Here is a 9,815-nt window from a genome sequence, read left to right on the forward strand (position 1 = left end):
AGTCGGCGGCGTGCCAAGGTTTTTGCATACCGGCGTGGAAACTCGGTTTTTCTCCGCCCCACAAGGTGTCGATGTCGTAGAAGTCGCGCACGGCAGGGAGCATGACGTGGACAACGAGGTCGCCTGCGTCGACAAGCGTCCATTCGCCGCTGTCGCCTTCGGTGCTGAGGATTTCGAAACCGGCTTCTTTCAAATCGACGGCAACGTTGTTTGCCAGTGCTTTGACTTGGCGTGTGCTGTCGCCGCTGGCAATAATCATGCGGGCGAACAGGGAGGTTTTGTCTTGGGTTTCCAAAACAGAGATGTCTTTGGCTTTGATGTCTTCGAGGGCGTTTACGGCCACTTCGACCATTTTTTGCAGGTCTTGCAATTCTTGTTCGTTCATTATTTTCCTAATTGAAATGTTTTCAGACGGCATTATAGCTTATCTGCCTGAATAAACGCTATTTTTCATAGAGTTTGTGTTGGCGGATGTATTGGGCGACCGGTTGCGGCAGGCCGTCTGAATGGTGCGTTTTGGCAAGATTGGCACGGATTTGGGTGGAGCTGGTGTTGTGCAGCGGCGCGTTGAGGATGCGGACGCTGCCGTTTTGCAGTGCTTCGCCGAGCCATGCGTGCAATTCGCGCGGGGTTTTGTTGAGGTTGTCGCCTTGTCGCATGGCGATGGCGATATGGGTCTGGCGCACGAGGGTTTGCCATTTTTTCCATGTGTGCAGCTGCATCAGGCTGTCGCTGCCCATCAGCCACCACAGTTGCGCGCTGGGAAACTGCTGGCGGAAGATTTGGACGGTGTCAAACGTATAAGTTGCGCCGTCGCGGACGATATCACAGTCGCTGGCGGCGAATTTCGGCTCGTCGGCGATGGCGAGTTCAACCATATTGAGGCGCTCTTGTGCCGGCGTGCGCGTGCTGTCTTTGTGGTACGGGTCGCCTGCCGGCAGGAAGACGACGAGATCCAAACCGATTTCGTCGGCGAAGGCGCGGGCGATGTGGAGGTGGCCGTTGTGAATGGGGTCAAACGTGCCGCCGAATAATCCGATGTTTTTCATTTCGTGGTGATGTCTGCGTTAGATGTTTTGGCCGTCTGAAGCAGGCAGACTGCCGTCAACAATCAGGTTGAGCTTGCCTGTGGTCGGGTGAATGACTAGGCCATGGATGGCGATGTTGTCGGGCATCAGCGGATGTTTGCGAATCAGCTCGACGGTATGGCGCACGCTGTCTTCGACATCGTCAAAACCGGTCAGCCAGCCGTCCAAATCGATACCGGCATTGCGCAGGGTTTCGATGCGGTCGTCGGGGATATTGCTGTCGTGTACGCGTTGGAGGAACTCTTCGGCGTGCAATCCGCGCATACCGCAATCGTGGTGGGCAATGACCATGATTTCTTTGACTTTAAGTTCAAATACGGCCACCAACAAACTGCGCATCACCGAACCCCAAGGGTGGGTCACCAGCGCGCCGGCGTTTTTGATGAGCTTGGCATCGCCGTTTTTCAAACCCAACGCGTTGGGCAGCAATTCGATAATGCGCGCGTCCATGCAGGAGAGGATGGCCAGCTCGCGGCCGGGGTATTTGTTGGTAAAGTATTTTTCGTATTCGCCCGTTTCGACGAAATGTTGGTTATAGGCGAGGATTTCGCTCAATTCGCTCATGATGTGCTCGTTTCGGATGGTTTACTCTATTATAGCGGTTTTCGGGTAGTGCGGTTGTTTTGCAAATTCGCCATAAACGGCTAAAATCGACGTATCTTTAGTTCTTTTGGAGGATGCGCCATGTCTCAGTCTTTCCGTTTTGAACAGGTATTCGCGTCCGATGTCCACGACGCATTGTGGGATTGGGCGCAAACCAGCTATGGCGCATCCGACGATTGGTGCATTCTGTATCTCAACGGCCTGCCTTTAGGCCGTCTGAACCCATTATGGCGCGAACGCCTCGGGCAAGATTGGACAGGCAGGCAGTCAACCCTTTCAGACGGCCTGAATTTGGAAACAGACAGCTGGGCTCAGATGGGCGACAGTTTACAAACGCTGGCGCAACAATGGCGCGAGTGCGGTTGGCTCAAAGGTTGGCGCGGTGAAAAGTTCGACATCTGCGACCAGTCGGGCAAGCCTTTATGCGCACTCGAACGCGCAGCCTTCCGTCCGTTCGGCCTGATGAGTCAGGCAGTGCATTTGAACGGATTGGTCGAAACAGAAGACGGTTTGCGCTTTTGGATAGGCCGCCGCAGTCCGCACAAAGCCGTCGATCCAAACAAACTCGACAATCTGACCGGCGGCGGCATCAGCAGCGGCGAGAGGCCGTCTGAAGCCGTCTGCCGCGAGGGCGAAGAAGAAGCAGGCATTCCCGCTTCATTAACACCTCATATCCGACCGACTGCCCAAATATATAGTTTGCGCCCCGTTAACCGCGGTGTCCACAACGAAATCCTGTATATCTTCGACATCGTCCTGCCCGAAGGCTTCCAACCCGCCAACCAAGACGGCGAAGTCGCCGGTTTTGAACTGATGGACATCCCCACCCTGCTTGATGCCATGTTGGGCGGACACATGATGCACGATGCCCAGTTGGTCACAATCGAAGCCTGCCGTCGATACGGCCTGATCGACCCCAAACATCTGCTGTCCGCATGGCTCGACAGCATCCGTTGCCGACCCCATTTTTAAAGGCCGTCTGAAACCATGTTACAACTCAAAAACATCAACAAACGCTTCGGCAGCAAAACCGTTGCCCAAGACATTAATCTAAACGTCGAAGCAGGCGAAATCCTCGCCGTACTCGGCCGCTCCGGCTGCGGCAAATCCACCCTGCTCAAAACCATCGTCGGCCTGGTGCGTCCCGACAGCGGCGAAGTCTGGCTCAACGGCGACAACATCACCGACATGCCGTCTGAAAAGCGCAATATCTCGCTGATGTTTCAAGACTACGCCCTTTTGCCGCATTTAACCGCCCTCGACAACGTCGGTTTCGGCCTCAAAATGCGCCGCCTGCCCAAAGCCGAAATCGAAGAACAATCCATGCAGGCCTTGCGCGACATCGGTTTGGAACACGAAGCGCAACGCAAACCCGAAAGCCTCTCCGGCGGCGAACAGCAACGCCTCGCCCTCGCACGCGCCCTCATCACGCGCCCGTCGCTGTTGCTCTTGGACGAAGCCTTCTCCAGCCTCGACACCCACCTGCGCCGCCACCTGCGCACCCTGACCGCCGAACGCATCCGCAGTCAAAACATCCCCGCCATCCTCGTGACCCACTCCGCCGAGGAAGCCTGCACCATGGCCGACACCATCGCCATCATGCACGAAGGCCGCATCCTCCAACACGGCACGCCGGAAACCCTTATCCACCGCCCCGTCAACGCCCAAGCCGCCCTACTGCTCGGTTTGGCCAACACCGGCGACACACGCTACATTCCCCAACACGCCATTCGATTCGACCCAGACGGCACGGCCGTCCGCATCAGCGAAGCCGTTCCCCTCGCCGAAGGCACACGCCTCACCCTCGCCCATCCGCAATACGGCGATTTGATTTGGTATCCCCACGCTGACCACGATACGGACAAACCGCAAACCGGACAGGAAATCCGCATCAGCGTGGATGAAAGTCAGATCGTTTGGTTTGATTGAATTTGATGGATTAAGAAAAAGAAAAAGGCCGTCTGAAAATTAAGTTTCAGACAGCCTTTGTTATCTAGCCATCAATCAAACAAACCTATCTGACCTATGGTCGCTTTTTACTTCACTTTCGTACATACCTCACGGGCAGTCCCGTCTTCAAACACCAATTTGCCTGTTTTATCCAGTTGATAAACCTCGTCTTCACCGGGCTTGTCCATCTGCGCGACCAATCCGGTGTATATCATACTTTCCAAGAATTGGCCGTCTTCTGATTCTTCCAACCATGCCAATGTTTCAGGGCTGTGGAGTCGTGAAACTTCACTGTACTTGATTTGGCTTTGAGTTAAGGCATTGTTCGCAAAACGCCATTTACCCCCACCAACAACATGGTATGCCAAAACATTGCCGTCATCGTCCACTTTGAGCTTAGCGTCGCCACGGAAACTGTCGTCCTGAAGATATTCGACTTTTGTATCACTCTGAATGTTTTCATCAGAGCCAACGCAATGCCATGTACCGACAATTGGAGAAGCCAGAGCAGTTGTTGCGGATAAAAGCACCGGCAGAATAAAGAGTTTCATCTATTTCCTTTTTTTAAAGAGGCCGTCTGAAAAAACATTTTTCAGACGGCCTTGTCTATTCAATCAAAATCAGTCTTTCAACTTCGCCAACTGAGTTTGAACTTTCGCCATTTTGTCTTCCAACTCCGCCAAATCGGCTTTGTCTTTTTCCACCAGATGCACGGGGGCTTTTTCGGTGTAGCCGGGTTTGGAGAGTTTGGCATTGAGTTTGTCCAAGGCTTTTTGCAGCTTCTCGGCTTCTTTGCTCAAACGGGCGGTTTCGGCGGCTTTATCGATTTCGACTTTCAGCATCAGGCGCGCGCAATTGCAGACGGCGCTAGGTGCGTCTTCGCTTTCGGGCAGCCTGTCCACTGTTTTGGCTTCGGTCAGGCGCGTGAGGGCGGGCAGGTATTTCAGCAGCGCTTCAGGCACACTGCCTTCCACAAACAGCGGCGCTTTCACGTTCGGGGCAATGCCCATTTCGCCACGCAGGTTGCGCACGGCGCCAATCAGGTCTTGCAGTTGCGCCATTTGGTCAAAAGCAGCCTGCACGATTTTTTCCGGGTCGGCTTTGGGATAAGCGGCCAACATAATGCTGTCGGCGGTTTTGGCATTCGCCAGAGGCGCAACGACCTGCCACAGCTCTTCGGTAATGAACGGCATGATTGGGTGCAGCAGGCGCAGGATGGTTTCGAGTACGCGCACGAGGGTGCGGCGTGTGGTGCGCTGGGTTGTCGGGCAGCCGGTTTGGATTTGCACTTTTGCCAGCTCGATGTACCAGTCGCAATATTCGTTCCACACAAATTCGTACAGCGTTTGCGCGGCAAGGTCGAAGCGGTAGGTTTCAAAGGCTTCGGCAACGGCGGCTTCGGCTTGTTGCAGTTTGCCGATAATCCATTGGTCGGCAAAGGTAAACGCCAACGGCTGCATTTCGTCTTGGCCGCAGTCTTTGTCTTCGGTGTTCATCAACACGAAGTTGGTGGCGTTCCACAATTTATTGCAGAAGTTGCGGTAGCCTTCGGCACGTTTGAAGTCGAAGTTGACGCTGCGGCCGAGGCTGGCGTAGCTCGCCATGGTGAAGCGCAATGCGTCCGCACCCATGCTCGGAATGCCTTCGGGGAAGAGTTTTTTGGTTGCTTCTTCCACTTTCGGCGCGGTTTCGGGTTTGCGCAGGCCGGTGGTACGTTTCACCAGCAGTTTTTCCAAGTCGATGCCGTCAATCAAATCCACAGGGTCGATGACGTTGCCTTCGGATTTGGACATTTTTTTGCCTTCATGGTCGCGCACGATGCCGTGGATGTACACGTCTTTAAACGGTACTTTACCGGTGAAGTGGGTGGTCATCATAATCATGCGCGCCACCCAGAAGAAGATGATTTCGTAGCCGGTGACCAAGACGTTGGACGGCAGGAAGGCTTTGAGTTCGTCGGTTTCAGACGGCCAGCCCAATGTGGAGAACGGCACGAGCGCGGAGGAGAACCATGTATCCAATACGTCTTCTTCGCGGATCAAACCGGTTTTGCCGGCTTGTTTTTCGGCTTCTTCCTGATTGCGGGCAACGTACACATTGCCTTCGTTGTCATACCACGCAGGGATTTGATGGCCCCACCACAGTTGGCGCGAGATACACCAGTCTTGGATGTTGTTCATCCATTGGTTGTAGGTGTTGACCCAGTTTTCAGGGATAAAGCGCACTGCGCCGCTGTCGACGGCTTTTTTGGCTTTGTCGGCAAGGCTTAAGCCTTTGAATTCGCTGTCAGGCTCGCCGCCGTTTGGCGTGGCGGACATGGCGACAAACCATTGGCTGGTCAGCATCGGCTCAATCACTGAACCGGTACGGTCGCCTTTCGGCGTCATCAGCGTGTGCGGTTTGATTTCGACCAAGAAGCCTTGTTCTTGCAAATCGGCAACCATTTGTTTGCGCGCGGCAAAGCGGTCCAAGCCTGCGTATTTTTCAGGCAGGGCAAAGCCTTGTTGCGCTTCGCCTTTGAAGTTGAACACTTCGGCGTTTGCCAGCACTTTGGCTTCCAAGTCGAACACATTAATCAGGCGCGTGTCGTGGCGTTTGCCGACTTCATAGTCGTTGAAGTCGTGCGCAGGCGTGATTTTCACGCAGCCGGTGCCAAAATCTTTTTCAACGTATTCGTCAGCAATCACGGGGATGGTGCGGCCGGTCAGTGGCAGGATTAATTCCTTGCCGATTAAGTGGGTATAACGTTCGTCTTCAGGGTTGACGGCAACGGCCACGTCGCCCAGCAACGTTTCGGGACGGGTAGTCGCCACGATAACGGCTTCGGCAGGATTGTCGGCCAGCGGATAGCGGATGTGCCACATAGAGCCTTGTTCTTCCACGCTTTCCACTTCCAAATCCGACACTGCGGTACCCAATACTGGATCCCAGTTCACCAAGCGTTTGCCGCGGTAAATCAAGCCTTGTTCAAAAAGGCGCACGAACACTTCGGTCACGGTTTCGGCGCGCACGTCGTCCATCGTGAAATACTCGCGCGTCCAGTCGGCAGAGCAACCCACGCGGCGCATCTGCTGCGTAATCGTGCCGCCGGAAACTTCTTTCCATTCCCACACTTTTTCCAAGAATTTTTCGCGGCCCAAGTCATGACGGGATACGTTTTGTGCGGCAAGCTGACGCTCGACCACGATTTGCGTGGCGATGCCCGCGTGGTCGGTGCCCGGAATCCAGGCGGTGTTGCAGCCTTTCATGCGGTAATAGCGGGTCAGGCCGTCCATAATGGTTTGGTTGAAGGCATGGCCCATGTGCAGCGTGCCGGTTACATTGGGCGGCGGCAGTTGGATGGAGAAAGACGGTTTGGTCAAATCCATATCAGGCTGGAAATAGCCCTGCTTTTCCCAGTTTTGATAATGTTTGGATTCGATTTCGGCTGGATTGTATTTGTCTAACATGATGGAACTTTGTGAAATTAAGGTTATTTTTGATGTGCGGATTATAACGCAAAAAGGCCGTCTGAATCATTTCAGACGGCCTTTGGCATACGGGTTTTAAAAATGGAACAATACCAGGCTGACGGCAATCACTGCCATGCCCGTTGTCAGGCCGTAAACGGTTTCATGGCCGTCTGAATAGCGTTTGGCGGCCGGCAACAACTCGTCCAACGCCAAAAACACCATCACACCGGCTATCACGCCGAACACCGAACCAAACACGGCAGGCGATAAAAACGGCTGCAAAACCAAATAGCCCAAAGCCGCCCCCAAAGGCTCGGCCAAGCCGGATAGCAGACACGCCCATACCGTTTTCTTACGGCTGCGGGTGGCAAAATAAACCGGCGCGGCGATGGAAATGCCCTCCGGAATATTATGGATGGCAATCGCCAAGGCCAAAGGCATCCCGACCGCCGGATTTTCCAAGGTGGCAAAAAACGTCGCCAAACCTTCGGGGAAATTGTGCGCCGTAATCGCAAACGCCGCCATCATACCGACTCGTGCGATATGGCGGCGTTTACTTTCTTGAAACGACGGGTCTTGCGCATCTAAGGTTTCATGCGGGTTCGGCACCAGGCGGTCGATCAGCGCAATGCCGCCCATCCCAGCCAAAAATGCCATGGTCGCCGCCGCAAACGCGTGGTCTTTATCATAAATTTCAGCGAATGCCTCGCTGGATTTACTGAAAATTTCCGTCAGGGAAACATATACCATCGCACCGCCGGCAAATGCCAAACCAAACGACAACACGCGCGGATTGGGCGTTTTGGAAAACATCACCAAGCCGCTGCCTAATACGGTAAACAAACCAGCGGCCAGCGTGATGGAAAAGGCAACGGCCAAATTGGACATCGAAAAATCGGGCATGAGAAAACCTGCGCTAAAAGCTGGGACAGGTTCAGACTAACACTTTTTAATGCATATGATAATAGTTATTATTTATTTTATTGATTAGGTACACAGATTTTGAAACAAAAGGCCGTCTGAAAAATAATTTTCAGACGGCCTTTAAGTTTGAAATGTCACTAAACCTTATCGCTTTCCAGCTTAAGCCTGATAGCGCGACAGGCTCAAATCATCGCTGCGGATTTCGGTGTCTTTACCGCTCACGATATCGGCGGTTAATTTTGCCGAACCCAGCGACATGGTCCAGCCCAAAGTGCCGTGGCCTGTATTTAGGAACAGGTTGTCAAAGCGGGTGCGCCCGATTAACGGCGTGCTGTCGGGCGTCATTGGTCTGAGGCCGCTCCAGAACAATGCCTGATTCAAGTCGCCGCCTTCGGGGAACAAATCGTTGACGACCAAAGCCAGGGTTTCGCGGCGTTTTTCGGGCAGTTTGATTTCGTAGCCCGATAATTCCGCCATGCCGCCGACGCGGATTCTGTTGTCAAAGCGCGTGATGGCGACTTTGTAGCTTTCATCCAAAACGGTGGACACTGGCGCGCCGTCTGAGTTTGTGACAGGCAGGGTCAAGGAATAGCCTTTGACGGGGTAAATGAGCAGATCGAGGTCCAACTGCGCCAAAACCGTCCTGCTGAAGCAGCCGAGCGCACAGACGAAGGCATCTGCTTCAAACCGTTCTGTTTCGGTTTCCACTGCGCTGATGCGCTGGCCGCCCTGTTCGATGCGGCGGATGGTTCGGTTGAAATGAAACTGTACTCCCTTTTCCTGACACAATTTGTATAGGTTTTCAGTGAAGAGGTGGCAGTCGCCGGTCGCGTCTGCGGGCAGGTGCAGGCCACCGGCAATTTTGGCGGTAACGCGTGCCAGCGCAGGCTCAAACTCTGCGCATTCTTCGGGTTTCAGACGGCGGTACGGCACGCCGTAGCGTTCCAAAACGGCAATGTCTTGTTCTGCCGCTTCAACTTCTTTGGCTTGGCGGAAAATCTGCAACGTCCCTTTTTTGCGCCCTTCAAAATTCATGCCGGTTTGCGCTTCAAAACGGCGGAACATTTCTCGGCTGTATTCAGAAATCCTGACCATGCGCTCTTTATTGATTTGATAGCGCGCTGACGTGCAGTTTTGCAGCATTTGCCACAGCCATTCGATTTGATACAGGCTGCCGTCAGGGCGAAACAGCAAAGGCGGATGGCTTTTAAACAGCCATTTCAGTGCTTTGGTCGGGATACCGGGTGCAGCCCAAGGCGTGGTATAGCCGTAAGAAAGCTGGCCTGCATTGGCAAAACTGGTTTCCATCGCCACGCCCTCGGCGCGGTCGATGACCGTTACTTCATGCCCTGCCTCTGCCAGATACCACGCGGAAGATACGCCGGCAACACCAGCACCTAAAACAAGCACTTTCATTTTTCTCCTCCTCTGACTTTTTTCAAAACAAACTTAATATCCATCGGGCCGTCTGAATGTTCAGGTTCAGACGGCCTTGGACATTAATGCGGCAATTCGCCGTTTTTGATTTTTTGTTTGAAGTCACGCGTTTCATTGACGATGACTTTCGCCATCAACAAAAGCGCAATCAGGTTGGGCAATGCCATCAAGCCGTTGAATGTATCCGAAGCCAGCCACACCAAATCAAGGCTCAACACGGTTCCCAGCATAACTGAAGAAACATAACCAACGCGGTACAAACCGGCAAACTTCTCGCCGAAGACGTAAACCGCGCATTTCTCGCCGTAATAACACCAGCCGAGAATGGTTGAGTAGGCAAAGAAAATCAGGCCGATGGTGA

The 9,815-nt window shown here is 53.6% G+C and carries 10 protein-coding genes; 2 read left to right on the forward strand and 8 right to left on the reverse strand.

Annotated features, from left to right (window positions below):
• The 3 genes from rsfS to ACTHUE_RS06845 form a co-directional block, all read right to left on the reverse strand.
• Nucleotides 1–385, reverse strand: a 385-nt coding sequence (gene rsfS / locus ACTHUE_RS06835; RefSeq protein WP_002246503.1) for a ribosome silencing factor, incomplete at its 3' end; no start/stop codon positions are given.
• Nucleotides 386–443: 58 nt separating this feature from the next.
• On the reverse strand, nucleotides 444–1,049 hold the full coding sequence (gene nadD, locus ACTHUE_RS06840) for a nicotinate-nucleotide adenylyltransferase (protein ID WP_049343716.1): 606 nt from the start codon (nucleotides 1,047–1,049) through the stop codon (nucleotides 444–446).
• An 18-nt stretch (nucleotides 1,050–1,067) separates the two neighbouring features.
• A complete protein-coding gene (locus tag ACTHUE_RS06845; RefSeq protein WP_049336840.1) occupies nucleotides 1,068–1,652 on the reverse strand; it encodes a beta-class carbonic anhydrase in 585 nt (194 codons plus the stop codon).
• 120 nt (nucleotides 1,653–1,772) lie between these two features.
• Between ACTHUE_RS06845 and ACTHUE_RS06850 the strand changes: the two genes are divergently transcribed.
• Together ACTHUE_RS06850 and ACTHUE_RS06855 are read left to right on the forward strand one after the other, a co-directional pair.
• Nucleotides 1,773–2,663 (forward strand): NUDIX hydrolase, encoded by an 891-nt coding sequence (locus ACTHUE_RS06850; RefSeq protein WP_049343715.1) that lies wholly within the window; start codon nucleotides 1,773–1,775, stop codon nucleotides 2,661–2,663.
• A 15-nt stretch (nucleotides 2,664–2,678) separates the two neighbouring features.
• On the forward strand, nucleotides 2,679–3,620 hold the full coding sequence (locus tag ACTHUE_RS06855) for an ABC transporter ATP-binding protein (RefSeq protein WP_070695185.1): 942 nt from the start codon (nucleotides 2,679–2,681) through the stop codon (nucleotides 3,618–3,620).
• A 107-nt stretch (nucleotides 3,621–3,727) separates the two neighbouring features.
• On the opposite strand, the gene ACTHUE_RS06860 is transcribed toward ACTHUE_RS06855, so the two are convergent.
• From ACTHUE_RS06860 to ACTHUE_RS06880, 5 genes are all read right to left on the reverse strand, one after another.
• Nucleotides 3,728–4,192 (reverse strand): hypothetical protein, encoded by a 465-nt coding sequence (locus ACTHUE_RS06860; protein WP_049336837.1) that lies wholly within the window; start codon nucleotides 4,190–4,192, stop codon nucleotides 3,728–3,730.
• A 69-nt stretch (nucleotides 4,193–4,261) separates the two neighbouring features.
• Nucleotides 4,262–7,090, reverse strand: a complete 2,829-nt coding sequence (locus tag ACTHUE_RS06865; RefSeq protein WP_070695184.1) for a valine--tRNA ligase — start codon at nucleotides 7,088–7,090, stop codon at nucleotides 4,262–4,264.
• A gap of 96 nt (nucleotides 7,091–7,186) precedes the next feature.
• Entirely contained in the window at nucleotides 7,187–7,996 is an 810-nt protein-coding gene (gene zupT / locus ACTHUE_RS06870) for a zinc transporter ZupT (protein WP_002224778.1), read from the reverse strand.
• Nucleotides 7,997–8,176: 180 nt separating this feature from the next.
• On the reverse strand, nucleotides 8,177–9,433 hold the full coding sequence (locus ACTHUE_RS06875) for a D-amino acid dehydrogenase (protein ID WP_049336835.1): 1,257 nt from the start codon (nucleotides 9,431–9,433) through the stop codon (nucleotides 8,177–8,179).
• Between the two features lie 83 nt (nucleotides 9,434–9,516).
• A partial coding sequence (locus ACTHUE_RS06880) for an alanine:cation symporter family protein (RefSeq protein ID WP_440403062.1) occupies nucleotides 9,517–9,815 on the reverse strand: 299 nt, incomplete at its 5' end.

The sequence above is a fragment of the Neisseria sp. P0021.S005 genome (assembly GCF_051956955.1).

Coding starts and splice junctions, on each gene's coding strand:
- nadD (WP_049343716.1), bottom strand. CDS start 1,049: ATGAAAAACATCGGATTATTCGGCGGCACGTTTGACCCCATTCACAAC.
- ACTHUE_RS06845 (WP_049336840.1), bottom strand. CDS start 1,652: ATGAGCGAATTGAGCGAAATCCTCGCCTATAACCAACATTTCGTCGAA.
- ACTHUE_RS06850 (WP_049343715.1), top strand. CDS start 1,773: ATGTCTCAGTCTTTCCGTTTTGAACAGGTATTCGCGTCCGATGTCCAC.
- ACTHUE_RS06855 (WP_070695185.1), top strand. CDS start 2,679: ATGTTACAACTCAAAAACATCAACAAACGCTTCGGCAGCAAAACCGTT.
- ACTHUE_RS06860 (WP_049336837.1), bottom strand. CDS start 4,192: ATGAAACTCTTTATTCTGCCGGTGCTTTTATCCGCAACAACTGCTCTG.
- ACTHUE_RS06865 (WP_070695184.1), bottom strand. CDS start 7,090: ATGTTAGACAAATACAATCCAGCCGAAATCGAATCCAAACATTATCAA.
- zupT (WP_002224778.1), bottom strand. CDS start 7,996: ATGCCCGATTTTTCGATGTCCAATTTGGCCGTTGCCTTTTCCATCACG.
- ACTHUE_RS06875 (WP_049336835.1), bottom strand. CDS start 9,433: ATGAAAGTGCTTGTTTTAGGTGCTGGTGTTGCCGGCGTATCTTCCGCG.